Origin of the sequence: Sporosarcina limicola, from assembly GCF_014873855.1 — a bacterium.
Taxonomy (GTDB): Bacteria; Bacillota; Bacilli; order Bacillales_A; family Planococcaceae; genus Sporosarcina; species Sporosarcina limicola.
The window spans coordinates 1-26802 of sequence record NZ_JADBEL010000026.1 but is presented as its reverse complement, the minus strand read 5'-3'; the positions used below and the strand labels follow the sequence as shown (position 1 = coordinate 26802).

The 26802-nt window shown below is 39.3% G+C and carries 24 protein-coding genes; 6 read left to right on the top strand and 18 right to left on the bottom strand.

The features are described from left to right. Positions 1 to 208: 208 nt before the first annotated feature. The 9 genes from wecB to H4683_RS17185 all read right to left on the bottom strand — a co-directional run bounded on the left by wecB (position 209) and on the right by H4683_RS17185 (position 10745). Positions 209 to 1345 (bottom strand): non-hydrolyzing UDP-N-acetylglucosamine 2-epimerase, encoded by a 1137-nt coding sequence (gene wecB, locus H4683_RS17225; RefSeq protein WP_192600070.1) that lies wholly within the window; start codon positions 1343 to 1345, stop codon positions 209 to 211. Further along, positions 1342 to 2460: a polysaccharide biosynthesis C-terminal domain-containing protein gene (locus H4683_RS17220; RefSeq protein WP_192600069.1), complete on the bottom strand. Its 1119-nt coding sequence runs from the start codon at positions 2458 to 2460 to the stop codon at positions 1342 to 1344. Before H4683_RS17220 ends, wecB begins: the two co-directional genes overlap by 4 nt. Continuing rightward, positions 2457 to 3479 (bottom strand): polysaccharide biosynthesis protein, encoded by a 1023-nt coding sequence (locus H4683_RS17215; protein ID WP_192600068.1) that lies wholly within the window; start codon positions 3477 to 3479, stop codon positions 2457 to 2459. The genes H4683_RS17220 and H4683_RS17215 overlap by 4 nt, the downstream gene beginning before the upstream one ends. A gap of 11 nt (positions 3480 to 3490) precedes the next feature. Then, complete coding sequence (locus H4683_RS17210; protein WP_192600067.1) at positions 3491 to 4696, bottom strand: glycosyltransferase family 4 protein; 1206 nt, start codon at positions 4694 to 4696, stop codon at positions 3491 to 3493. Between the two features lie 188 nt (positions 4697 to 4884). Then, positions 4885 to 6714 (bottom strand): polysaccharide biosynthesis protein, encoded by a 1830-nt coding sequence (locus H4683_RS17205; protein ID WP_192600066.1) that lies wholly within the window; start codon positions 6712 to 6714, stop codon positions 4885 to 4887. A gap of 24 nt (positions 6715 to 6738) precedes the next feature. Further along, a complete protein-coding gene (locus H4683_RS17200) occupies positions 6739 to 7659 on the bottom strand; it encodes a Wzz/FepE/Etk N-terminal domain-containing protein (protein ID WP_192600065.1) in 921 nt (306 codons plus the stop codon). Then, entirely contained in the window at positions 7643 to 9217 is a 1575-nt protein-coding gene (locus H4683_RS17195; RefSeq protein WP_192600064.1) for an O-antigen ligase family protein, read from the bottom strand. The genes H4683_RS17200 and H4683_RS17195 overlap by 17 nt, the downstream gene beginning before the upstream one ends. 18 nt (positions 9218 to 9235) lie before the next feature. Then, positions 9236 to 9730 (bottom strand): tetratricopeptide repeat protein, encoded by a 495-nt coding sequence (locus tag H4683_RS17190; RefSeq protein WP_192600063.1) that lies wholly within the window; start codon positions 9728 to 9730, stop codon positions 9236 to 9238. A 145-nt stretch (positions 9731 to 9875) separates the two neighbouring features. Next, on the bottom strand, positions 9876 to 10745 hold the full coding sequence (locus H4683_RS17185) for a LysR substrate-binding domain-containing protein (RefSeq protein ID WP_192600062.1): 870 nt from the start codon (positions 10743 to 10745) through the stop codon (positions 9876 to 9878). Positions 10746 to 10916: 171 nt separating this feature from the next. Between H4683_RS17185 and H4683_RS17180 the strand changes: the two genes are divergently transcribed. Both H4683_RS17180 and H4683_RS17175 read left to right on the top strand, forming a co-directional pair. After that, a complete protein-coding gene (locus H4683_RS17180; protein WP_192600061.1) occupies positions 10917 to 11516 on the top strand; it encodes a nitroreductase family protein in 600 nt (199 codons plus the stop codon). Between the two features lie 444 nt (positions 11517 to 11960). Further along, on the top strand, positions 11961 to 13124 hold the full coding sequence (locus H4683_RS17175) for an acyl-CoA dehydrogenase family protein (RefSeq protein WP_192600060.1): 1164 nt from the start codon (positions 11961 to 11963) through the stop codon (positions 13122 to 13124). Positions 13125 to 13354: 230 nt separating this feature from the next. On the opposite strand, the gene H4683_RS17170 is transcribed toward H4683_RS17175, so the two are convergent. From H4683_RS17170 to H4683_RS17145, 6 genes are all read right to left on the bottom strand, one after another. Then, positions 13355 to 14032 (bottom strand): aquaporin, encoded by a 678-nt coding sequence (locus H4683_RS17170; protein ID WP_192600059.1) that lies wholly within the window; start codon positions 14030 to 14032, stop codon positions 13355 to 13357. Between the two features lie 357 nt (positions 14033 to 14389). Next, on the bottom strand, positions 14390 to 16321 hold the full coding sequence (locus H4683_RS22620) for a GldG family protein (RefSeq protein ID WP_239027736.1): 1932 nt from the start codon (positions 16319 to 16321) through the stop codon (positions 14390 to 14392). A gap of 70 nt (positions 16322 to 16391) precedes the next feature. Further along, positions 16392 to 17198: a phosphonate ABC transporter, permease protein PhnE gene (gene phnE / locus H4683_RS17160; RefSeq protein WP_192600058.1), complete on the bottom strand. Its 807-nt coding sequence runs from the start codon at positions 17196 to 17198 to the stop codon at positions 16392 to 16394. A gap of 10 nt (positions 17199 to 17208) precedes the next feature. Continuing rightward, positions 17209 to 18024 (bottom strand): phosphonate ABC transporter, permease protein PhnE, encoded by an 816-nt coding sequence (gene phnE, locus H4683_RS17155; protein WP_192600057.1) that lies wholly within the window; start codon positions 18022 to 18024, stop codon positions 17209 to 17211. Next, positions 18002 to 18784: a phosphonate ABC transporter ATP-binding protein gene (phnC, locus tag H4683_RS17150; RefSeq protein ID WP_192600056.1), complete on the bottom strand. Its 783-nt coding sequence runs from the start codon at positions 18782 to 18784 to the stop codon at positions 18002 to 18004. Before phnC ends, phnE (H4683_RS17155) begins: the two co-directional genes overlap by 23 nt. Positions 18785 to 18849: 65 nt before the next feature. Further along, positions 18850 to 19917, bottom strand: coding sequence for a phosphate/phosphite/phosphonate ABC transporter substrate-binding protein (locus H4683_RS17145; protein ID WP_192600055.1), 1068 nt, complete (start codon positions 19915 to 19917; stop codon positions 18850 to 18852). Between the two features lie 183 nt (positions 19918 to 20100). Here H4683_RS17145 and H4683_RS17140 point away from each other — a divergent pair, with 183 nt between their 5' ends. After that, positions 20101 to 21663: a bifunctional metallophosphatase/5'-nucleotidase gene (locus tag H4683_RS17140; RefSeq protein ID WP_192600054.1), complete on the top strand. Its 1563-nt coding sequence runs from the start codon at positions 20101 to 20103 to the stop codon at positions 21661 to 21663. Positions 21664 to 22013: 350 nt separating this feature from the next. Here H4683_RS17140 and H4683_RS17135 read toward each other — a convergent pair whose 3' ends face one another. Together H4683_RS17135 and H4683_RS17130 are read right to left on the bottom strand one after the other, a co-directional pair. Further along, entirely contained in the window at positions 22014 to 22511 is a 498-nt protein-coding gene (locus H4683_RS17135; RefSeq protein ID WP_192600053.1) for a methylated-DNA--[protein]-cysteine S-methyltransferase, read from the bottom strand. Positions 22512 to 22670: 159 nt separating this feature from the next. Further along, the gene (locus tag H4683_RS17130; protein WP_192600052.1) at positions 22671 to 22922 is read right to left on the bottom strand and encodes a hypothetical protein; all 252 of its coding nucleotides are present in this window, start codon (positions 22920 to 22922) and stop codon (positions 22671 to 22673) included. Between the two features lie 249 nt (positions 22923 to 23171). Between H4683_RS17130 and H4683_RS17125 the strand changes: the two genes are divergently transcribed. Beyond that, positions 23172 to 23327, top strand: a complete 156-nt coding sequence (locus tag H4683_RS17125) for a hypothetical protein (protein ID WP_192600051.1) — start codon at positions 23172 to 23174, stop codon at positions 23325 to 23327. 206 nt (positions 23328 to 23533) lie between these two features. Here the strand turns inward: H4683_RS17125 and H4683_RS17120 are convergent, their stop codons facing one another. Further along, complete coding sequence (locus H4683_RS17120; RefSeq protein WP_225942176.1) at positions 23534 to 25267, bottom strand: AAA family ATPase; 1734 nt, start codon at positions 25265 to 25267, stop codon at positions 23534 to 23536. 189 nt (positions 25268 to 25456) lie between these two features. Between H4683_RS17120 and H4683_RS17115 the strand changes: the two genes are divergently transcribed. Next, positions 25457 to 26293 carry a hypothetical protein gene (locus H4683_RS17115; protein WP_192600049.1) on the top strand — a complete coding sequence of 279 codons (837 nt, stop codon included), beginning with the start codon at positions 25457 to 25459 and terminating at the stop codon, positions 26291 to 26293. 339 nt (positions 26294 to 26632) lie between these two features. After that, a complete protein-coding gene (locus H4683_RS17110) occupies positions 26633 to 26785 on the top strand; it encodes a hypothetical protein (protein ID WP_192600048.1) in 153 nt (50 codons plus the stop codon). Positions 26786 to 26802: the final 17 nt, after the last annotated feature.

The window sequence follows — 26802 nt, the reverse complement described above, 5'->3', positions numbered from 1 at the left end:
CTAATATCATAATATAATTAACCTAATCTAAGCAGAGTATATTAAATACCTTTAAGTTTTACTTGACCATAATATCTATTATCGCAGTTCTGTTTAAGAATAGATATGGTCACGATACAATAATCTTAAAATATAAAACTTACAATTTTATAAGTAAAATTTCATTAATAAAGAGTAGCTTATATATTTCAGACACTTTAATTTAGACCTACTCTTTTTTATCTTTGTTCCATATAACATTATTCACAATTTCTGTGTAACTCTGCACAATTTTAACAACCTTAATCGAAACATTTTCATCCTTATAATCAGTAGCAATATACTTCTTCTCTTCATTCTCCCACATAGCCCGGCTCAAATCGACCGCCTGTACAATCTCTTTCTCCGTAATGCCGCCAATCACAACAGTACCTTTATCAAGCACTTCTGGCCTTTCCGTAGATGTCCTAATCAGCACCCCCGGAAAATCAAGGATAGCCGACTCTTCCGATAATGTTCCGCTATCAGACAATACAACAAACGAATTTAACTGAAGATGGTTATAATCAACAAAACCGAAAGGCTTCAGCTGTCTAACCAGCGAATGGAATTTGAATCCTCTTTTTTCAATTATATTCCAACTTCGTGGATGTGTAGAATAAATGACAGGTATTTGGTATTGTTTAGCAATGTTGTTAATAGCTTTCATGAGTGAAAGGAAATTCTCTTCATTATCTATGTTCTCCTCACGATGTGCAGAAACAAGAATATATTTTCCTTTTTCTAGTTCTAATTCTTCAAGAATCTTACTATTGTTTATTTTAACCATATTCTTATTCAATACTTCTGTCATAGGAGAGCCCGTCACAAAGATATGCTCTTTACGAATTCCTTCTGATAAGAGGTATCTGCGGCTGTGTTCAGTGTAAGGTAAATTAATATCTGAAATATGATCTACGATTTTACGATTGATTTCTTCTGGAACGTTTTGATCGAAGCAACGATTTCCTGCTTCCATGTGGAAAATAGGTATTTTAAGACGTTTTGCAGGTATAGCTGCTAGACAACTATTTGTATCTCCCAATATCAGTAATGCATCCGGCTTCTCTTTTACCAGTACTTCATATGCTTTTGAGACAATGTTCCCCATCGTTTCCCCAAGATTACCACCCGCTGCATTTAAATAATGATTTGGCTCACGCAATCCAAGTTCTTCAAAAAAGATTTGGTTCAGTGTGTAATCATAATTCTGTCCAGTATGAACTAATACTTGTTCAAAATAGCGATCGCATGCTTTTATTGTTTCTGATAACCTAATTATTTCAGGTCTTGTCCCTACAATTGTCATTATTTTCAACTTACTCATTTTGTTAATACCTCCAAAAATATTGTGTCTGGTTTGTCGGGATTAAAGCATTCATTTACCCACATCACTGTTACTAAATCAGTTTCACCAACATTTACAATACTATGGGTGTAACCCGTAGGTATATCCACGACTGTAAGGTTGTTCCCATTCACTTTATATTCAATAATATCCTCAGTATCAATTTTCCTAAACCTGATAAGACCTTCTCCACTAACTACTAAAAATTTTTCATTTTTAGTGTGGTGCCAGTGGTTCCCTTTTGTAATTCCTGGTTTAGATACATTAACTGATACTTGTCCTCTTTCAGGTGTTCGAATAAACTCCGTGAAAGATCCCCTGTTGTCCACATTCATCTTTAAATCATACGAAAACTGATCTTCTGGTAAAAAACTTAAATAAGTACTATATAATTTTTTAGTTAAAGCATCTTCCATATTCGGGATACTCAAAGTGCTTCTGCTATCTTTAAAGCCTTTGATTAATTCTGCCAATTTACCTAGCTTAATTGAATATAACGTTTGAACAGTACAGTAATTATCTGATTTAGTTGGAGATCCCTTTAGTGCATTCACGAATTCTTCTAAAACATCGTCTATATAACATAAAGTAAGTTCTGCCTCTGGATTAGTAACCTGAATATCTAAATCTCTTGCAATACTATGACAATACGTTGCAACAACCGTATTATAGTTAGGTTTACTCCACTTTCCAAATAAATTTGGCAGTCTATATACGTATACCTTTACACCTGTTTCCTTTGAATAATCTAATATTAGGTCTTCTCCAGCTTTTTTGCTTTTTCCGTATAGATTGTCTCTTTCAGCCTGGATAGAAGAAGTAATAAGTATAGGTGATTCATTATTATGTTTTTTTAATAGGTTCAATAATTCAGATGTAAAACCATAGTTTCCGTCCATGAACTCTTCTTTATTTCTTGGCCTATTCACTCCAGCTAAGTGATATACAAAGTCGCATTTCTTTGTGTACTCTTCTAAATCTTTTAAAGTTTGGCTTCTTGTATACAAAAGTAAATCTTCATACCCTTGATTTTTTAGCTCTGCAACTAAGTTTTTACCAAGGAATCCTCCTGCACCTGTTACCAGAATCTTCACTGATGATTCCATCCTTTCAATTCATGCTGGATGTAAGGAAGTTCTAAAAGCTTTGCTTTGATTTGTTCTATTGTTAGTCGCTCTGTGTTATGCGAGTTATATTCGTCGTCATTCGAAAGCTTTTTATCGCCTTCTTCAAAATACTTCCCGTAATTAAGGTCTCGATTATCTGCTGGTACTCTGTAAAAGCCTTCTAGGTCATCTGCAACGATGTGTTCCTCTCTAGTAAGGAGAGTCTCGAATAACTTCTCCCCATGCCGTGTGCCTATAAGTTTCACTTCATTATCAGCATTGAAAACTTCTTTTACTGCTTGTGCTAAATCTGCGATTGTAGAAGCAGGGGATTTTTGAACCATAATATCTCCAGCTTCAGCATTTTTAAATGCAAAGACTACAAGCTCGACAGCTTCTTCAAGACTCATTAAGAATCGTGTCATATTCGGATTTGTAATTGTGAGCGGCTTTCCTGCTTTAATTTGCTCCACGAAAAGTGGAATCACTGACCCACGAGAAGCCATAACGTTTCCGTATCTTGTCCCACAAACAAGTGTTTTGTCTGGAGAGACTGTTTTTGCTTTAGCAACGAATACTTTTTCCATCATCGCTTTAGAAATCCCCATTGCATTGATTGGATAAGCTGCTTTATCTGTTGAAAGACAAATGACTTTTTTTACACTATATTCAATAGAGGCATTTAATACGTTTTCAGTACCAATGACATTTGTCTTGACTGCTTCCATCGGAAAGAATTCACATGATGGAACCTGTTTAAGCGCAGCTGCATGAAATACATAATCCACATCATTCATAGCATACTTCACACTGGCCAGATCACGTACGTCACCGATGTAAAACTTTAGCTTATCATTATTATAAACTTTACGCATATCGTCTTGTTTCTTCTCATCGCGTGAAAAGATACGGACTTCTTTAATGTCTGTATGTAAGAATCTCTCCATAACTGCATTTCCAAATGATCCGGTTCCTCCGGTTATAAGCAATGTTTTATTTTTAAACATATAATCTCATCCTATCTATCAAAATGCTTCATTATTATCTCATATGATATGGAGACATGAAAATTACTTTCTAAATATTTACGTCCATTATCCCCCAGATTAAGTAGATTACTTCTTTCCTTTTTTATAATTTCAACTGTTTTTTTAAATAATTGTTCATCTCCAGCTGGAGTGTAATATCCACAATTCGCTTCTTTTATAATTTCCTTCAAATCTGTATTTACATCCGTTACCGCTAACACTGGTTTTGAGTTATTCATATAAGCTGTTAATCTTGAAGGGATGTTTGGTATAGTGAATCGTTTATCCAGATAAATCATCCCAATATCTGCCGCCCTTACTAATTCATCATATTGATCTTTTGGCATATAACTTTCTAGTCGAATATTAGTTGGTTTATTTGAACCTATATACTGTTGGATTCTATTGTATTCAGTTCCAGAACCGACAATTAAAAAATAAACATCGTCTTGATTTTTATATAGATTCAGTGATTTAATGAGGAAATCAATCCCTTGGGGTTTACCCAAATTTCCACCATAAATGAAGAGAAGGGCCTCGTGAGGTATATTTAAGGATTCTCTTATATCCCCTTTACTTGTATCAGTTATTATCACTGTAGGAACTATCGTATTTGGATTCACTTCAACTTTTCGCTCATCGATTTCAGGATGATGTTTGAGTAAATACTGTTTATTCGCTTCTGACATACAACCAATAAAATCGCTAATATCATAAAGGGACTTTTCTTTTTTCTCAAAATACTTATGGATTATACTATTTTCTTTTACTAGACCGATATCAACAGCATTCTGGGGAAATATATCTTTCAATAATAAATAGGTTGTAACATTTTGTGTGTCTTTAAAATACTTAATCACTTTCTCAAAAGTAATAGGTGGTGTGGAATATAATACAAGATCAAACTTTTTGTTGACAAAGTGTTTTTTAATTGCTTTAAGAAACTTATATTCCAATTGAAGTGTACTAATACCTTTTTCAATCCTATTTGTTTTTGTCACATTTCCAGTCCGAACTCTTAAAACAGGTATTGAGCAGTGTGAAATTAGTTCTGTCGGTTTGTTATTCCTTTTTTCTCTTTGACATACTACTGTCACATCATGCCCGTTCTTCTTGAACTCTGACATTAAATCAGTATATAAATTTGTTTGAGCTTCATTTTCTGGATATGCTAATGTGACTAATAGAATGTTCATAATAAAAAAGTCTCACCTCGTTTCGCGTATAATACGATAATATCCTCTTTTTCTACACACTCTTCCGGCTCCATCATCTGAAAAATAATCATCAACTCTTTGCCAACAATCTCCCACAGATTACTAATTACACTCTCAAGCATAGCTTTTTCAATGTAAAAACTTCTTATTATAAACTTAAAAAAATATCAAACAGGCGTCATCCCACTTTTCCCTTCAGGCACTTTCCGATTAGCAAATCCAATCAAGGTTGTTTTCACTTCATCGATTGGCATTGTAGTCAATTGCCCCAACGTGTAGTCCATTTCCATTTTCGAAATAGGCGTCGCTTTTCCAATATGTATTTTTGGGAAGACATGGCTACTTTGAATTTCATTTTCATTAAGCAGTTCCTCAAATAATTTCTCTCCTGGACGGATGCCACTAAATTCGATTCGAATTTCATCTTCCGTGTAACCGGATAATTTGATGAGGTTTTTGGCAAGATCAACAATCTTCACAGGCTCTCCCATGTCGAGGACAAACACTTCACCGCCAGCTGCCAATGTCCCGGCTTGGATAACCAGTCGTGAGGCTTCTGGAATGGTCATGAAATACCTTGTCATTTCTGGATCAGTCACCGTAATAGGTCCACCATTGGCGATTTGTTGTTTGAATAGGGGGACCACGCTACCTCGCGAACCAAGGACGTTGCCAAATCGGACTGCCGCGAATTTAGTTTTACTTTCTTTTGCTAGATTCTGGACAATCATTTCAGCAAAACGTTTGGTCGCACCCATGACGTTGGGTGGGTTGACAGCTTTATCGGTTGATATCATCACGAAATGTGGAACACCAAATGTATCTGCGGCTTCTGCAATGTTTTTAGTGCCATAGATGTTATTCTTTACGGCTTCCATTGGGTTCGCTTCCATAAGCGGGACATGCTTATGGGCTGCAGCATGGTAGATAACGTCAGGTTTCGTTGCACTTACAATGTCAAAGATACGTTCGCGATCTTTGACATCTGCGATGATGGGAATAATTTCAATATCCTTTAAGTTTCTTTGTTTCAGTTCCATATCTATCGTGTATATCGAACTTTCCCCATGTCCTAACAAGAGCAATCGTTTTGGCCTGAATTCGCTTACTTGTCGGCAAATTTCAGAGCCTATTGAACCACCGGCACCCGTGACAAGGATTGTTTTTCCAGTAAGTTTGTCTGCAATGGCTTTTAAATCCAGCACGACTGTTTCACGGCCAAGAAGGTCTTCAATGTTCACTTCACGCATATCATTGACGGATATTTCCCCCGTCATGACGTCTTCGATACTCGGCATGATTTTCACTCTCGCCCCGGTTTTCGCACACCTTTCATAAATATTGCGAATTCCTATTCTTCCTAGCGAAGGAATTGCGATGATGATATCGTCAATTCCTTTGGATTCGACAAGTCGTTGAATGTCCTTTGTCTTTCCTTGTACAGTGAGATTCATGATTTTCAAATGTTGTTTCCGAGGATCGTCATCGATAAAAGCAACAGGAAGTAATTCAGGGCTGGTCGCACGCTGTAGATTACGAGCAAGCATCGTACCTGCTTGCCCAGCACCTATGATGAGTACCCGTCTCATGTTCGCCGGATTTACGAAAGATTCACGGTCTTTAATCAGACGTAACAGGAAGCGAGATCCGCCGATCATAATGATGTGCAGCATCCAGGTAATCGCCATAATACGGAAATAGATATCCTGTTTGACGACATATTGGAGGGCACTTGCAGAAGCAACCGATATCGTCACTGCGATACCTATCGTCAGCAATTCTCTTACGGATGCAACACTCCAAACACGGTCGTACAAATGGAAGAAATAAGCGACAATATGATGACTGATAAGTAGCGTTATAGCACTCAGGATAATCATCTTATCCGAATAGCCATTGATTGTTGGGTGCAATAGATAATAACTCATAAAGATCGCGGAAAGTACGATTGCCGAGTCAAGTATGAAAAATGTAATGTAGCGCAATCTGTAGCTCATATCCCGGACCTTCCTTCACTAATTTTACTTTGTAGATGCTGAATTTTTCCAGTACTGACGGAAAAATATGAATCCGAGACCCGCCATAAGACCGATGATCATTGCAATAGCAACATTCAACACTTTATTTGGTGCAACTGGTTTTTCGGGAATTGTTGGTTCGATAATTGTCCGGATGAATGGATCTGGACGAAAACTGTCAAGACCTGTTTTGACCGATTGATACTTATCCAGTACGCGTTGATATTCTGCTGACTTCGACGTAATTTGTGCTTTCATCTGCATTAGTTCGTTATGGAGTGCCCCGTTCACTTTTGCAAGTGCTGTGAGTTGATCGTCACTTACGGTCAAAATGATTTGCGAGTTGACCAACGTTTGCATAATTAGAATTTCAGGTAATTTGTTAAACACGACTACATTATTATATTGCTCAATTAGCGTTTCGATTTCAGCTGATAGCTGACTAGATTCTGATGTATAGGTTTTTTCAAGTTCATTCAACGTACTTTTAACAGATGTATTCATGCGTTCTTTCGTTTTGTCAATGAAGAGCGTGAGGTGTTCATTGGCCACTTTAGCACTTGTGCTCTTGTATGAGAGATCAACAAGGTCTGTGCCTACTTGGATAGACGTTGAAAGATTCTTAGGGTTGAACTTCTTAGCAACACCCACTTCTTGTAATGCTTCGTTCATATGCACTTCATTTTTGAAGCGTTGGGAGAATACAATCGGTGTAAACTCCGCCGCAACATAACTCGACATAATCCCCGTATCTTGCACTTCACTCGCGACTTGCACAGTCGCTTTCGATTCATATTGCTCAGGCAAGACGAACCAACTGAGGATTGCAGCTGCAAACATGAACAATGCTGTCAATCCAGCGATGATCCACTTCCCTTTCCATACCGTTTCAATTAGCTCACGTAATTCAATTGTTTCTTCCATCAGTAATCTCCTCACCTTCTTTATTTCTCACCATAAATGCCATCAGCATCCCTGCAAGAACCCACATCGGTGCTGCAGTTCCTGGAAGCGTGTCGTTAAATAGTGCTTGGATAAGGAAAGCTAGCCACCCTACGGCAAATACTACAGCGATAGCCTGTTTTCTCGTAAAGATTGCTCCGAACGCTACTAACGCTGTAATGATTGCTAATCCCATAAAACCGATAAAACCAATGATACCCGTCCCATAGAAGATACCAACGTACATACTATGGGGTTTATCCACAATTGTATCTTCCGACCACATGCCTGCACGTGACTCGATATTATTATGTGGGAAATAATACATCAGCGTATCCAGTCCGAACCCGAATAACGGGCGATCCATTGTCAGGTCAATGGTTTTCAACCAGATGTATGCTCGTCCAGAACCTGCCGCAATTTTGCGTTCAGGTAGTACCGGTAACTCGAACTTATTCTCTGCGGCATACGCTTTGTTTTCAAGTGATATCTTGAAGTCCGTTGGCATCAGTGCCGCAGGTTGTTCATGTATATATGGATTTTTCTTGATGAAGAACCCGATTGATTCATTCCACACACGCGGGTCTTTGTCCGCAAGTATATGCAGCACTGGTACACTTAGTATGAAAAATACAACAAGTGCTAGTATCGCCTTTTTCCGGTCAAGTGATTTGAATGCTAAAAAGATAAGGAATGGTGTGATTAGGATAATTGTCAAGAAACCACTCGTTGAGATGGACATAAGCATAATTGCTAGCGATACGAGGGCCACAATTATGTTACTATAGCCTCTAATTTTATGTGTATCGATAATCGCCCATGCAAGGTACATAGCCGTCATGATTGCGAACATCCCACTCATGAAATTCCACTGGTTGAGCGTCCCGAGTAGGAACGATCCTTCTCCGAGTGAAGCTCCTTGAGGTAGGAATACTGACATCATCTTTTGGACTATGGGATACGTCATCGCGTCCCGTCCATAGAAATTCATGATAATAAGGATGAAGTTGATGAGTATGAAGGGATAAAGTGAATACATCACATAATGTAATGCTCTTTTCGGGTAGTCAATATTCATGGCTACGAAGAATAAAGCAAGATAACATATGTATGAAATTGCACCATCTGATCTGTCATATTGACCCCAAAGTGCAATTGAAATGCTTGGAGATAGGATTGTAGAGAGTACGATAGCAAAAGTAAAAATACCGACAAACAAATTCAGTTTTGTCTTTCGGATTTTCCCTTCCATAAATAATACTTTAGCGAGGAATAGGACAACCACAATGACTGTAATGATCAAAAGTGCAATTGCTTTATAATGGGTGAAAATATCTCCTTTGGCTCCCGAAGAAATAAGATCGAGGTTCGTAATGTGCGGACTAACAACCTCTTTTACATATCCTCCGACGAGAAGTGGCACGAATGCAACCGCTAGTAACAAGAGTCCGAATAGCCATCTGTCTGCCTTTTCTCGTGACAGCCGATCTTCAGCTTCATCTCTATGAATCGTTGTTTTTGCATTGTAATATGAAGTCATTTATTTGAACCTTCCTTTTTAAGATTGAGTAGCAAGTTGTTGTTGGAGTTGAGCAACTCTTTCTTGATATTCCGGATAATCTTCCGGGATTGGTAATGTAGCACATCTATCCAATACCAGCACTGCCTCATCTTTTTGTTCTGCCATAACAAAAAACTCTGCATATTGAAGCATGAACATGGCGTCCTCAACTCTATGCGGATTACGATCCAGTGTTCTTTGCATATGCTTCAAGCTTTTTTCAATTTCGCCTGAATTCGCCGCTGCGAGCGCAATAAGGTAGTTCACTTGTTCTGAGGAGCCTTGACGGGTTTCTAATGCGCTGGATGCTTCAAGTGCACCTGCGTAATTCCCTTCTTGTAATTGTTGGACGGCATGGCTGTACTCAGTATCATCTAATTGAAAAGCTGTATTCTGTTTCTTCCCCATGATGGATGCAGTAATCAGTCCAATCATAACAAACAAAGATAGTCCAATCACGATATACTTTCTTGATGAATCACTTAAATTCATATTCTACTTCAGCCCTTCTACTATATCATTATATAAATCTACATTCTTATGTAGTATACACCATATATCAGCAAAAGTCATAGTCGTATTGGTTGCGATTTACAGTATCAAGCAACAAAAGCAGAAGTCTTCTTTCGAATGAGTACTAAAACATCTCCACCATTCGTTTCATGAAGGCTTTCGCCGCTTTGCTTAGGTATCTATCATTGCGGTAGACGATATCCAGTTCACGTGTTGGCGCGTTTTCAATTGGAATGGAACGGATGCCGAGCGAATGAAAGTTTTCAATGAGCTGGCTCGGTTGGATGGTGGCCCCAATATCTTCTCGGACGAGCTGAAACAGTGAGGTAGCTGAGCCGGTTTCCATCACACTATCGATTGTGATACCTTGCTTTACACACCATTTATCAATTAAGTCGCGACCGCATTTCCCTTGTGGGTACATGACGAGTGGAATTTCTGCCAACTCGGCCGCTGTGATACATTTCTTTTGAGCGTAGTCATGCTGTTCATGCACAAATAAGCTATATGTTTCCGTGTAGAATGGAATACGTTCCAAACGGCTATCCGCCTCCACTTTTAAACCCACGCCAATATCTACATCATTGTCCAACACCCTCGTCAAACTTTCAATGGTCGGGAATACCTGCACTTTCGTATTGGGGAATTCCTTCCGAAAATCGATTAAAATCTCCGTTAAGCGATAATCGAGATCGGAGGGCAATACCGCGATGCGTAAACGTCCAGTGTGCAAATCGTTCAAATCAGCAATTGCTTTCTTGGCATTATCCAGTTGCTGAACGACTTGCAATGCATAGCATTCAAGTAGCTCGCCCGCCTCTGTTTTCGCAGTCTTTTTACCCATTCGATCAAATAGAGGAACGCCTAATTCATCCTCCAGTACGCGTATCTGTTGACTTAACGTCGGTTGTGAAATTCCGATTTTAAAAGCTGCTTCAGAAAAGTGTAATTCTTTACAGAGCATAAGAAAATAATGCAGTTGTCTAATTTCCATTTCAGCTTACCTCTTATCTATAGCCTGTAGCTATTATCGTAATAGAAAAAACGGTATTGAACTATCATATAGTTGATTCTACAATGAAAGTAACGATAAAGATAGGAATTATATACAGAATTTCTGGAGAAACTTATCGTATAATCATCCATTTGAAAAGGGGTTTATAATATGAGGAACAATTATATTGAAATGATGGAAAAGCGACGTTCAATTTACGCCCTCGGTAATACTATAGAACACACGGAAAAGGCACTACAGGAAACGATTATGGCGGCCGTTAAGCATAGTCCAAGCGCTTTCAATTCACAAACTTCGCGAGTAGTGATTTTATTTAACGAACACCATCCTAAATTATGGGACATCGTCGAAGAGAAATTACGCGCAATTGTACCAGCTGAACATTTCACGTCAACTGAAGAGAAACTAGCGTCTTTCCGCGCTGGATTTGCTTCCATTCTATTTTTTGAAGATCAGAACATCGTTAAACAGTTACAAGATCAATTCTCTTTATACGCAGAACAATTTCCTACTTGGTCTGAACAAGCAACTGGTATTGCGCAACATTCTGTATGGACAGCCTTAGCACAAGAGGGAATCGGTGCGTCACTGCAGCACTATAATCCGCTCATCGATCAAGCCGTGAGAGACGAATGGCAATTGCCTGATGCATGGAAGTTGACTGCTCAAATGCCTTTCGGAAGTATCGAAGTAGCCCCAGGAGAAAAAGAATTTATGGCAGATGAAGATCGCTTTAAAGTGTTCCACTGATTGTCCTGATAGCCGCATTAAAATTCCCAACTATTGACAGCAATTACGCATGCTTATTTCACAGCGCTATTATATGTGCTCATCATCGGCTTTTCGTTCATATTTAAAAAATAAAGCCTCATCGTCGCCACTCCGTTTGACACTCTGGCATATCGTTTTACGATTGCTTTGATCATTGCCAATGCGATAAAGTTAAAACACCTTTATCCAATCCCCAGTGGGTGGATAAAGGTGTTTTAGGTTTTCATTTATTTCCCCTACTGGCAACTATTCATCTGTATTCGTCTTTGAAAACCTTAAAGAAAACTACTCTTGTACGGGACAAATCTTGCATGGACTACTGATACTCACACAACAAGATGACCTCTCTTGACAAGCTAATCATCCTTCTTTAGTATTAAACCCACTATGCACATATGAATTATATAAAAAAGGAGTGATACTATGATTGATTTATTTATAAAGACAGAACGCCAAAAAAAATGGCTGTCTGAATTACAATTACTCGAAACAAAGTTCAAAGATTCCTCAGCTGAAACAGACGAACAGGCCCTCTTCCCTGCTGAAAACATCCGTGACCTACAAAGAATCGGCTATACAAGCATCACACTTTCGGAAACTTACGGCGGGGAAGGATTGGGCATCTACGATATGATTCTCCTTCAAGAAACACTCGCTAGTTACGATAGCAATACCGCCCTGTCCGTTGGGTGGAATCTCGGAGTTGTCGGTGAACTCTACGATAAGAAACCTTGGACCAATGAAGCCCTAAAAACATTCGCCAAGGAAGTACTGGACGGTACTTTGGTCAATCGATCGGTGAGTGAAGCACAAACAGGTAGTCCGACAAGGGGCGGGCGTCCAGGAACCAATGCATTTAACCAGGACGGATTATGGATTTTGAATGGTCGTAAAACATTCACAACCGGGTCTCCAGTGTTAACTTATTTCCTGACATCTGCATGGATTGAGGATAAACAACAAGTGGGATTCTTCCTTCTCCACAAAGACTTGAAGGGCCTACACATCGAAGAGACATGGGATGTCATTTCCATGCGGGGCACCGCAAGCCATGACCTAGTTCTTCTAGATGTCAAAGTCGAGAACTCTAAACTTGTTGAGCTTCCAGAAAAACGAAACGGTGCTCTATTCAGCGGTTGGTTACTGCATATTCCTGCTTGCTACCTTGGAATTGCACAAGCGGCCCGTGACTATGCCGTTCATTTCGCCAACAATCACAAACCGAACAGTTTAAACGGACCCATCAACCAATTACCGAATATCCAACAATTGATAGGTGAAATCGATTTGGCATTAATTCAGGCAAGACATCTGATTTATAGTGTAGCGGAAGCCTGTGATGACAAAGTGCGGCGGGATCAGCTAACAAATGAAGTCGCCGTTGCAAAACATACTGTCACCAATTCTGCCATCACGATTGTTGATAAAGCGATGCGAATCGTAGGGGCGAAAAGTCTCCAGCGCAGTAATCCATTGCAACGCCATTACCGCGATGTCCGAGCAGGGTTGCATAATCCACCGATGGACGATATGACAATAAAAAGATTAGCTATATCAGCGATTGAAGAACAACAAAAAAAAAACTGACCATAAAAAGCTGGTAACTCAAACATCATTAATTCAATTAACTCAAGTCTCTCTACATATAGTCTCATTCACTACCATCCCTGAGTTGCCGACTATTGAAATGGGAGACTTCTGCTGAATGAAGTTAAAATACAATACAAAGAAGCATCCCACTCATTTAAAATCAATGTTTGAGATGCTTCTTTTATTATATCATTCCCCAGCAAATCCAGTAGTTACATTTGCAATATCTAAGCTGATTTCGATTCTTTCTCTGTTTCGAAAATACACTTTCCAACGATTGCCGCTAATGCACCACCGATAATAGGAGCTACTATAAATAACCAAAGTTGGCTAAGTGCTTCTCCTCCTGCAAATAACGCGGGTCCAAAGCTACGCGCCGGGTTGACAGAAGTCCCTGTAAGTGGGATTCCTAATAAGTGAATGAGTACGAGTGTGAAACCGATAACAAGGCCTGCAAATTGAACATTCCCTTTTTTTCCTGTAACTATGATAATAACTAAAATAAATACAAATGTTAAAATTAATTCTACTAAAAATGCGCCTGTAACTGTTAATGCACCGAATCCGTTTTGGCCTAAATTAGTAATCGCCAAATTGGAACTGGTCAAAATGTACTTTAATACCAGCGTTCCAAGAGTCGCTCCCGCAAATTGGCCGACTAAATAATGTACAAGCTCAGCTGCAGTAATTCGTTTGTTCACAAACATTGCAATTGATACTGCTGGGTTAACATGACTACCTGAAACAGTTCCGATGGTATAAGCCATTGCGATAATCGACAAACCAAATGCCATGGCAATCCCTAATGCCCCAATTCCTTCAATCCCATTACCTAGCACGGCAGTCCCTGTTCCAAATAGGACTAAGACAAATGTCCCAATGGCTTCTGCAATTCCTTTTTTCATTTCTCATTCCTCCTTCTATGGTTTTAAACTATACTTTTAGTATACTATTCAACAATATACTTGGATTATTCATAGATGCGTCACTATTTTTGTATAAATGTAGAAGCTCCCTCTAATCCAGCATATAAAGCGATAAAAGCTTCATACACTTCTCCTTACAACAATTCTAATAATCTTGTATGGATATTGCACAAAAAGCAATCCTGCATTATGCAGAATCGCACTCGAGTAAAGTGTAGATAATAGCCCATTCATTACCTGTTGCTAACATAGCGTAACTTGTACAATGCGAAACTCTCCCGCAGATTTAGGAAAATGCGGGAGGGTTTTTCTGATATGCTATTTTATGATTTTACATTATCGCAGCTGAATAGAAGCTGTCAGCACGTTATTACCAGAGCCTAGGCGTAATCTTATATTTGCTTGTGAAGCAGTAATAGCAGGATTGAGGCGCATCATCACCTGTTTGCTTGCGACACCGCTTGCATCAGCAGTGAGTGTTCCGATATTGAAGTATCCGTAGCTTGATGGCCAACTTTTATCAGCATTTTGGATTTGAGAGACACTTGTACCGCCAGCTAAATAAATTTGTATTTGCGCATTCATAACGGTTGCACCCGCAGCTAATCCACCGATTTGAACTTTAACAGGGAATGCTTCCCCCAGCGATGGAAGAGCTTGTGGGAGGCTTATCTGATACTGTCCATTTTCAACTATCTGCATGGCTTCCTCTGGCTCCGCCACGACTTCACCAAGGACAACAGCTTTTGTAATTAAGTTATTCCCGTTGCTATCCTTTAGGCGAATAGAAGCTGACGTTGCAGTAACTGAAGGATTTAAGCTCATCGTAATCGTCTTTTGTGCTACACCATTGTTGTCTGCCGTTAACGCACCGATGTCTTGATAACCGTATGAGGATGGCCAGGAACCATTGCTATTTTGAATTTGTGAAATCGCTGTGCCACCATCAAGGTATACCTGCATTTTTAAGCCACTAATAGATTGGTTTGGTTGTAAGTTCTCCACTTTAAGCGTTACCGTAAAGGGATTACCACTATGGTCTAAAACTGGTGGTGTTTGTAGCGTATACATAAATGTTGCAGGAGGTGATACAGTTGAACCGTATGAGCCTGCTGCAAATGTTGATTGGTCGTACCATAGATAGCCTGCATTTGGAGTTCGCCATGGTTCACCAAGAATTTCTGTGGAGTTTTGTGGAAGCTCCATTGATAGAAGTGGTGTCACACTATCGAGCGTAATACTAGTTTCAGTAAATTTATCGTAATTTTCTTCCGTAGCTAACCAATTAATAATGTTAACTAGCAGCTCTCCGTTGAAATCAGCAGTAAAGCCATCATACGTGCGTTTTTTCGAACCCGTTTCTTCGTTTAAATACTTTGGTGTAGCATCTTCTACAGGAGAAGAGTCACCTATAAACGCTGCTTTACCATCTAATTTTTTACTAATAGCTACAAAAGGGCCTTCATCAATACCGCCCCCAGCATACACACCTTGATCGACAGAATTGCTCCATTTATTTGCAACTGCTGTTAAACCAGTAGGAAGGTATACAATGCCTTTAGCAACTTCTGGGTTAGTAATTGCTAGAGTTGATCCTGCATGGATAGAAACTTTATTAACATTTTCTGTAATACCGAATGATTCATTAAGAGAAACAATTTGGTTTGCGACAGTATTATCAAGTGCATTATAGCGGAATTGTACGCCGAACTCATTACTTAACCAATTCGAACTAACGACACCAGTTAAAGCAAGTGCTTCGGTAGTAGACATACCTAACGTAGGATTGTTATACGCACCACGACGCCAACCATTCATGATTTCGTTGGAATCCCAACGGTTTAAATTGCGATCAGCATTATAATGATCGGCAATAAAGAACACACCACCACCTTGTTCAGCAAAAGAAGCAATCACATTTTGCTCTGTTGCTTTAAAAGGAATTTGAGCTTCTGGAATAACGAAAACATCATAACCTATTAAATCGGCTGAGGTTAAAGGGCTATGGCTTCGAAATTCCTCAACACTATAACCTTCCGCAACAAGTGCTTCAGCAAAATCAGAAAAGGCACCATCGATAACCCAGTCAGATTGGCCAGCAGTTTGCCCATGACTGTTATCAAATAATACTTTTTTCCCATTCGGATTACTTGGATGATAAATCGGAGCCGAATCGTTTGGTCCTTCCGCTAAAGATACATTGACATGAGTGAAAGAAAAACTAATAACAGTAGCGAGTAAAACGAATAGTAGTTTAATATTTCTCATGTGTTACCTCCAATTAGTTTTTTCCATTGGCGAAGGGTTAGTGACAGGGCAAGTGTACTTTTTTCTATAATTACCCCCTTACATGCTTTGTACGAATTTTGTTGGATATATATTCAACCATTAAAATGAGCACAATGAGCCCAATTAAAATGGAACCAACCTCAGACCATTTATATGCATTCATTGCGAAAATAAGTGGGGCACCAATACCTCCAGCCCCTACTAAGCCAAGTACAGCGGCATCACGCAGATTCATGTCAAATCGATAGATGACGATGGATAAAAACATTGCAGAGAGTTGTGGGAAAATACCGAAGCGGATTTTCTCTACTGTTGTACAGCCAATAGATTCCATGGACTCTAATACCTTCGTATCTAAATCTTCAATGACATCTACATACAGCTTTGAAAGCATGCCAATCGACGTGAGTGACATCGTGAGCACACCAGCAAACGGACCAGGCCCTGTTACACGAATAAACATGAGTCCGTACACGATCGCTGGAATCGTACGAACAAGAATTAACAGCAATCGCACGATAAACGCGATCGGCTTTGGCACGATAGTAGAGGCTGACAAGAAAGCGAGTGGAATCGCTAAAAAAGCCCCGACGATGGTTCCTAAAAAGGCGATTGCCATCGTTTCTACTAATAAGTAGGGCACGCCTCCCGTTGTGAAGTTAATCAGTAGATTCCAATCCGGATTGACTAGTCCTAGTAAAATGTTTTTCGCAATCGTCAGACCGTTTGCAGTTAGATTGTCTAAGCTAAACGCAGAAATAGACCAAAGTAGAAGAACAATGATTACCATTCCTGTAAAAATATTTACTAGACGGTGGTTCGGCTCTAGTTGTATTTGTTTTTCGATCGCATTCATAGCATCTCTCCTACATTAATTTCTTTCGGAAATGTTCACTGATTATCTCTATGATAAAAACAGTACATGCTAAGAGTAATAAAATGATGCCGACATTCGCATAATTGCGCCAGCCGAGACTTTCATTTAGCAGTAAACCAATACCACCCGCACCGACATAGCCTAAAATCGATGCATAACGGACATTTCCTTCAAAGCAGAAGAGCGTAGTAGATAAATAGTTAGGTAACACCTGTGGGAAAATAGCATACCGAAATGATTGCATAGTAGAGAGCCCAATGGAGTGCATGGCTTCATAAGCTCCCATATCTGCATTTTCGATTTGCTCATAGAGCAGCTTCCCTACATAGGCAATCGTAAATAGAAAGATTGCCATTGTACCTGCCATCGTGCCAAGTCCAAAGATAAAAGTCGCAACCAGTGCAACGATTAAGGTTGGTAATGTGCGTAGTAAGCTTAAAACGAGTTTACTAACAGCTGTGAGAAATCGATTTTTCGTAATATTCGATGCTGCAAGTATAGCAAGTGGAAGGGCGCAAATTGCCCCTAGGATTGAGCCAAGTAGCGACATTTTGATGGTGTCCAATAATGGATCCCATAGCTTTGAGGAGTAGCTCCAATTTGGCGGAATCATATTCTGCAAAATAACGAAAAACTGATGCATTCGTTCGAAAATAATCGTTAAGCTAAACCCCGTTACACGGACAGACAGATAGGTAAAAATAAGTCCAGCAAACAATATAAATGGCGTGTTTGAGCGTTTTACAATGACTTCCTTACCATTAGATAGAGTGATTTTGCTTTCAGGCAGAGGATTCATTCGCATTCGCTTCCTGCTCCTTTCCTTGCTTTTGACCACTGTAAATTAAATCTAGCACCTGCCCGTCTACATCTGCTACGTTCCCATCAAAGACAATTACGCCACTGCGTATGCCAATAATGCGTGTTGCATACGCTAAGGCAAGCTCCACATGGTGAATATTCATGATGATAGTCATATTCAAATCATGATTAATACGCTGGAAATCCTCCATGACCAGCTTTGCTGTGACAGGATCAAGGGAGGCAACTGGTTCGTCTGCTAATATTATTTCTGGCTTCTGTGCAAGTGTTCGCGCTAGTGCAACACGCTGCTGCTGTCCACCAGATAATTGATCTACGCGTACGAAGGCTTTGTCTAAAATACCGACTTGGTCTAACGCCGTTAGTGTTATTCGCTTTTCCTCTTTTGTAAAAATGCCCAAGACCTTACGCCAAAAAGGCATTTCCGGCACAAATGAAACAAGGACATTTTTTAGTACGGTTACACGCGTGACGAGATTATAGGATTGGAAAATCATCCCGATATTTCGGCGTAGCTTGCGTATGCCACTTCCTTTTAGCTTGTGCACTTCTACCCCATTTACTTGCAATGAACCGTCTGTAATATCATGCATACGGTTAATACAGCGAAGTAATGTCGATTTACCCGCGCCAGATAGACCGATGATGGCGACATATTCTCCCTGTTCAATTTGTAAGTTAATATTGTTTAACGCTAAAAATCCATTTGGATATTGTTTTTGAACGTTTTTGAATTCAATCATACGGACGCTCCCATCATTTTAAAAAATGAGAACATCAATAGTGCGTTCTCATTTTCCACCTCTATTTAGTTAGAGCTAACTTCTTGAACTAGCTGTTGTGCCTTACGTTCCTCGTCGTAATCAGAGTCCTTCGCATCTTGGTAGCCTTCATGGCTATAAATCGCAATGACCTCTTTACCTTTATCTGACTGACCAATATTAATAAAGGCTTTTTTAAGAGCTACTTTTAAATCATCGTCCATAATTTTAGCGTTTTTGCTTACACTGATTGTGTCATTGTAAATAGTAGACATAACACCGATTAAGTCGGTCTCCTCCCAAATAGAAGTTGAGCGACCAAATTCAGTTGTCCAGCGTTCCTCGTAATCACGACGTGCATCGGCATACGTAACTAGTAAGTCTGTTTGTCCAGCAGCTAGGCGAGCGAATGCACTACCATATGAATCAGCTTGTACGACCTTAGATAATTCAGGGATCGTTTTACCGTATTTTTCGTTTAACCAAAGTGCAGGATAGATATAACCTGCTGGTGAAGAAGGGGACATAACATTCCAATTTGCACCGTTTAAATCCTCAAATGTAAGCTTCTCACCGTCATTAACTTTTTTAGCTAAGGCCTTTCCTTTTTCAGATGGACCTGCAACTAAAATGGCACGATAAGAAGTTGTTTGTTCTGTTGTTGCTTCCGTAGGTTCATTTTTATTCCAATCAATTGGGTTATCAGAATTGTTGCTTAAGCCGGACCGAGTCGCTGTTAAAATAACCTCTGCACCGTCATCATAGAGGACATATGTACCGCCAGGAATTAGTCCGATATCTATCGTGCCAGCTGATAGGGCTTCACCGACAGCTTCAAAGTTCGTGCCAACTGTAATTTCGACATTTTCTACATCATAGCCAAGACCTGCAAGCTCTTCCTTCAGTAACACCTTCAGTGGCTCCGTTGCTGTAATAATTTCACCTGGATCACGTGAAGGTACAAAGCCTATGGATAGCTTTTCTACCTTTTTGTTCGTTTCCGTATTCTCATTTCCTATTTTTGCTCCCGTTGATGTGTCAGAATCGTCCTTGCCACAAGCAAATAAAACAACTGAGAGCAATAAGGTCATTACAAATAGTACAATCTTCTTCATACAATAAAGCCTCCTTTAATTTGTCGTGCATTTCCATTGTAAACCAATAAACTGTCAATAATGTTAATTTACTGTTAACATTTTGTAAACTCTTTGTATATTCCGTTTTATTTTTGTGAAGTTGTCTTGATGCGCAGTCATTTTTTGTATAATAGAAGGAAAGTTCGATAGGGGGCAGCTATTATGAACAAAAAGCACATACACGTTTTAGCGACAAGTGATATTCACGGATATGTGATGCCGACAAAATTTGCTCCGCAGACAAACGAGGCACTTGGCTTAGCAAAAGTCGCCACACTTATTAAAAAAAAGCGATTGCAAGCACCAATGATTTTAATAGATAATGGTGACTTTATTCAAGGTAGCCCTATGACGTACTATCAGCAGAAATACGCAAAGAAAGAGAAAAACACCATGATTGAGACGGCCAATGCACTGCACTATGACGCGCTCGTTTTTGGTAATCATGAATTCAATTATGGAATGGAAGTGTTACAGCAGGCTATACAACAATCGAAATTTCCGTGGCTTGCGGCGAATATACAAAATGAGCAGGGAGAAGTGTTTACAAAACCTTATCTAATCAAAGAGATTGAAGGTATTCGTTTGGCTATTTTAGGTGTGACAACACACTTTGTACCTATTTGGGAGGTGCCTAAGCACATTGAAGGTATTCATTTTCAAGACGCCTTTGAGGCAACTCGTCGATGGACAAATTATATTCGTCAGTATGAAAAAGTGGATATACTCATCGTTTCCTATCACGGTGGGTTTGAACGAGATTTTGAAACAGGTGAATTAGTAGAGGAAGATACAGGTGAGAACCAGGGCTACCGTATATGTAAAGAAATTGACGGTATTGATGTTTTCATTTCTGGTCATCAACATAGAGAAATTGCAACAAAGTTATTTGGAAAATCTATCGTTCAGTCAGGTACGAAGGGTGTTTGCTTAGCTTCTGTTGAACTTACGATAGAGCTAAACGATCAACAGCAAATTACTTCTATTACTCATGAGCCTTCCCTAATATATGTAGAAGAAGAAACAGCTGTCGACGCGACAATTGCTCGATTGACTGCCCCTATCTATCATCGAACAGAGAAGTGGCTAGATGAAACGATGGGGACAATAAAGGGTGATATTCGTTTGGAGAATGCCTTTGATGCCCGTGTTCATGAACACCCCTATGTCGAATTCATCAATCGAATTCAAATGGACGTATCGGGTGCTCCTATATCGACTACGTCACTCTTCCATGATGAGGGTGGAGGGCTGCCAAATGAAGTGACAATGCGCGATATTGTGACGAACTATATTTATCCGAATACGTTAAAAGTGCTAAGAGTAAGCGGATATGATATTTTGCAGGCACTTGAGCAATGTGCATCATACTTTACAATAGAGGACGAACAGCTTGCTGTATCGTCATCCTTTAAATATCCGAAGGCACAGCCATATAACTACGATATGTGGGAGGGCATCGAATATACCTATAACATTTCGATGCCAGTAGGCGAGCGTGTAACGAGATTAACGAGAAATGGTCAGCCAATCGATCTACAGGCGAAGTTTGACGTTGTGATGAACAGCTATCGCGCAACAGGGGCAGGTCACTTTGATATGTTTAAGAACCGTCCAGTTATAAAGGATATTCAAACAGATATGACGGAGATTATTGCCGACTACTTCCAGCAGCATCCTGTGATTGAGGCGACGTGTAATCATAATTGGGAAGTGATTTACTAGGGACCTGCCTCAGAGAGAGAGAAAGTATCGGATCTATTTTGTTATGCAAAATTACCCAATCGTGCATAGCGTGATATGAAGTTCGTATTACTCAGACCGGAGTTTTGCCGCTTGCTTCCTTTAATATATTCAAATTATTCAAATAATCACATTTATCATTTTGTGCTTTCAGTTTCTCGTCTTCTTCCACGCTAGTTATCACCCTCTCTTATAGATAACAATTGAGCAGCTTAAAAGGAATTAAAAAATGAAAATTTAATTAAGCGGGTACCCGCATACACAAGAAAACCATCCTAAGCCGTAGCTAAAGGATGGTTTTCTTGTGTAAATGAGCATGAACTTAGAATCGTTCACCTGCTGTGTAGCTGACTTCCCTGCATAGATTTTTCATGACAAAGTAACCATTCTTTTCTCCATACTCCACCTGCATAGCCAGTCAATGTTCCATTTGACCCGATTACCCTATGACAAGGAATAACAATACTCAACTTATTTTTTCCGTTCGCACTTCCTATTGCCCTACTTGCTTTTTCATTCCCTATTACTTTTCCAATATCTTTATACGAGCAAGTATCCGCATAATTGATTGTTGTTAAGGCATTCCAAACTGTTTTTTGAAAGTCAGTGCCATCAAAAATAAAAGGAAAAGTGAATTCCTGGCATATGCCCTTAAAATAATCATCTATTTGATTAAAACAATCCTTCAAAACCATCGGCGTATCCTCCTGGACATGGTTCTCCGGCTCCTCTCGATCACTAAACAGAATGGAATAGACCGCTTCATTTGTAGCAATTATCTCTATAACGCCGATTGGTGAATCATAATCAATTTGATAGAACTTATTCATACAAACATCCTTTCGAATACTAATTTGTGAAATCCTTTATATTAATCCATCCTCTTACGGAAATGAATTCACTCTATCAAAAAAAGAACCGGCAACACCGTCAGTATTTGGCCATGTCGGGTATGAAACCAGCACCTATTTCTTCAACAAAGGGAGTCATTAATCCCCGCCATTATTCTTCTTTTCTATTATATTTTTACTACCACTGTATAATCCCGATGCTGATAGTCCCAACATCAATCCAATAATTATGCCCTCTTTTATGCTTCCTGGCAAATAAAAAATACTGAAAAGCAGGCCGCAAGCAACGGCAACAAATGACGAATATTTGGCTGGCACCCCCCCTCTCTTAAACACCTCAACGACTCCAATAATCAATGGAATAATCGCAACATCATACAATGCAAACATATTTTCACCCCCTGGTGTATAGTACGCATTGACTTGTCCCCCAACAACGGCGGATTAACTAACTTGCATAGTATGATTCTAATTATTGTGGCAAATTAGTTATTTTTAAAAGAAAAAAGACCTCGAAAGGTCTTTTTTCTATATTTTCCAATTAACGGAATTGAATTGTGGTAAAATAGAATTGCAACTAGATATTGTGAGGGTGATAGGTTGTCATGCTTCTTTCTTTAGGGAAAGGAGGTGATAATCATGGAAACATTTCTTGAATTTCTACGTGAAATCATGAAAGGGATTGTGCGTGAAACTAGCGCCTTTCACTTTCGAAAAAACGTTTTAGAAAACAAGAAAACCACCCCTCGCGTTCGAAAGCTTAAGGGTGGTTCTCAAAAAAGAAAAAGTAATTGACAACTGCCACCCTTACGGTAAAAGTTGCACGGAGAAGCGCACTAACGCTTCTCCCTTTTTAATATACTCTCATTATACACGATTTAGACGTTGGGATAAAGAGAAGACCTATCATATGGCAAACAGTTCTTTTCAAAACACCTATTTTTACTTCATTTTTCGAATTCTATCATACGGTTTCAGTATCTTTTATATAAAGAAGTTTTTCACTCTAAACACATTTCCAATTCAGCAACATTCCCACTGACAATCTCTTGAATTTCCGAACCATCCAGTGTTTCCTGTTGAAATAATGCCTCCACCAATTGCTCAAATTCCGATGCATGCTCGGTAATGAGACTTTCTGTTTTATGAAGCGCTTCTTCAAAAAGAACTTGCATTTTCGCTTCTTTTTCTGCTTTATTAAAAGTAAGTGTGAAGCCGTCTTGAAGCAATCCTGTATCGACCATTCTCTCGATAATTTCCTTCGCTTGTTGCACATCCCCACTTACGCCGATGCTATGCTCGCCAAGGTATAGGCGTTCCGCGACTCCACCCGCAAGAATCATACTGACTTGGTCCAGTAATTCACTTGCTGTTTGCAAATGAAGCTCCTTCTGAATCGGCGCGACATAACCCAGTGCTTGCCCACGAGGAATAATCGTTGCTTTTCTTATCGAATTCGGTTTTGTCAGTGCAGCGATAAGCGCATGGCCAGATTCATGAATGGTTACTCTTCGCTTCGTCTCCGGATCATTTAGCGCACGGGAAGTATTTCCAAGTATTGTCCGGTCAATCGCAAAATCAAGATCGCTTTTATCAATTTGTTTACGTCCATCTCGAATCGCCCTTCTGCTAGCCGTTTCGAAAAGTGAACTTAACTCAGCACCGGAAAAACCTGAAGTACTTTCAGCTAAGACATCCAAGGAGGCCACAACATCAGCTGCCATCAACTTGCCCCTCGTATGGATGTCAATAATTTCTCTTCTTCCAGTCGTATCAGGCAAAGGTACTTGGAAGGAAAAATCGATACGGCCTGGGCGGAGGAAAGCATCATCTAACATATCTTTCCGATTCGTTGCTGCAATGAAAAGCACACCCTCGTTATCATTCCCGCCATCTAACTGCACAAGCAATTCCGTTAATGTTTTTTCCGCTTCTTCACCACCATGTGCTTTCCGTTTACCCGCCAGTGCATCCACTTCATCAATAAAAATGACTGCTGGCTGATGCTTTCTTGCATTTTGAAATAGTGAACGTACGCGGGAAGCTCCCACACCCACAAAGAGTTCAGTGAATGCAGCACCGCTCAATGAAAAGAAAGTTGCACCAATTTCATGTGCAATGGCCTGTGCAAGTAACGTCTTCCCTGTTCCAGGTGGTCCATATAATAAAATCCCATTCGGTGGTTTAATGCCGATTTGCGCCGAGTTCTTCGGATTTTTTACAATGGATAACGTCTGATAAATCTCTTCCTTCATTTCATCCGGAAGCCCGCCGATATCCTTTAACGTTATATTTGGTAAAGGTGTCGCTATGGACGCACTATTTTTCATGGAAGAAACTCCGATGCCAATCTTCCCCTTTTTATGAAGTACAAACAATGTAATCACTAGCAAGATCAACAACCCACCAATAAACAAACCACCTACTAGGCCTTGATCGGAATAGCTATATGAAATAGTATATTTTTTGACCAATTGTTCAACTAACTGACTTTGCGGTCGGACTTGCGTCACGTAAAGCTCGGTATTCGTCTTCAAATACAATGTCCCATTAGACGTTTCTTTGAGAGACATGGATTGACCGTTTTGGGTTTGAATCGTTTTTTCCAGTTCGGAAAACGAAACTTCAATTCCTTTATTTGCATCAAAGAAGTACCATCCGACACTTGCTGCTGTTCCAATGACTAAGAGGACTAGAACGACAATCTTTGTTGCAAACTTCGAAATAGGCTTCAAGCCATCCCCAACTCCTTTTAGAATATACATCTATTATAGAGAATTAGAGGCTATATTGATATGTAATATGAATGGATTAATTAACACATCCATCCATCCATCCATCCATTCATTCAACTGGTTATCGACTTTTAATCATGAAACTTTTATAATTAAATGATAAGCTACTTTTCGAAAGGAGAATCTAAAGTGAAGGTTACTGAATTACGAAAGATAGTTAAAGAGCAATCGAGGGAGGAATTAGAAACACTTCTCGTTGAAATCTACAAATTAATTCCGAAAAAAGTTCGAGAGGAAAAAGATATTGATGCATTAATTGAGAACCCACAGCACTATAAAATCAGTCAAATGAGGGGAGGTAAAAAAGAAAAAGTACTCATTGATTTTGAAGTCGTGAAATGTGAAACAATAGATTTTATTAAATATGCGTACGCTCACTATTATATTGCGCCTAACCAAACAATTCCAAAGAAAGAACGTGCAAAATGGCGCTTCACTGCTAAAAAACTTTATGATCAATTATCTACTTCTGCCAATCAGCCAGAGCACACACGGGAAGCTGTTAATCTATTAGAACAGCTTTACAAACTACTTTGTTATGCATCAGGGCATTACGTTTTCGCAAGTGAAGAACCATTTTATACAATTAAAGTTTCTCAACCTGATTTTTTAAGTCATATTATTTCCTTGAAAAAGCATATAGATGAACCCGAAAAATGGATTCGTGAATCGCTGTTACTCATTTTAATAAATGATCGTGATCAGGATGTACTCCATAGTGAATTGCGGGTAATTCTTCTTGACCATCTCAATGCTGCTTCACTAAAGAATGAGGCCATTCACATTTGCGAAGAATTACTTAGCGAAAAGATCAGTGCACAGGCTATTATAAAATCCAATAAAAGCGCCTTTAATTCATCATCTAATTACGAAAAAGAACGGTATAGGAATAATCTCGTTGGTATGCTATTTATTTGCCAAAGTTCTTTAAATGAGTATGAAAAGGCTGTTCAAACCTTTAAATAGTACCATGTTGAATCCACAGAAGAGGTTAGCTTATATGTGTTGTTGTCATGGATACTGTCTTATCAACGCGTTCAGGACTGGATAAAAGAATATGAGTCGGCCGTTCAAAATGGAGTCCAACCGAGAGAACGTCTTCAAAAAATATATAAGGGTATTTGCCGAACAGGGGAACTTCCATCCAATATGTATTAAGGAAACACATTATATTGCGGCCTTTAGGTGTGTAATGAAAGTGATTAACTATTCAATACTTTCATATGGTAAAATAAAGTAGCAACCAGATATTGTGAGGGTGGTGGGTGTCATGCTTCTTTCCTTTTGGGAAAGGAGGTGATAATCATGGAAACATTTCTTGATTTTCTACGTGAAATCATGAAAGGGATTGTCCGTGAAACAAGCGCATATCACTTTCGGAAAAACGTTTTAGAAAACAAGAAAACCACCCCGCGCCGTAGGAAGCAAAAGGGTGGTTCTCAAAAACCAAATAAATAAATGACAACCACCACTCT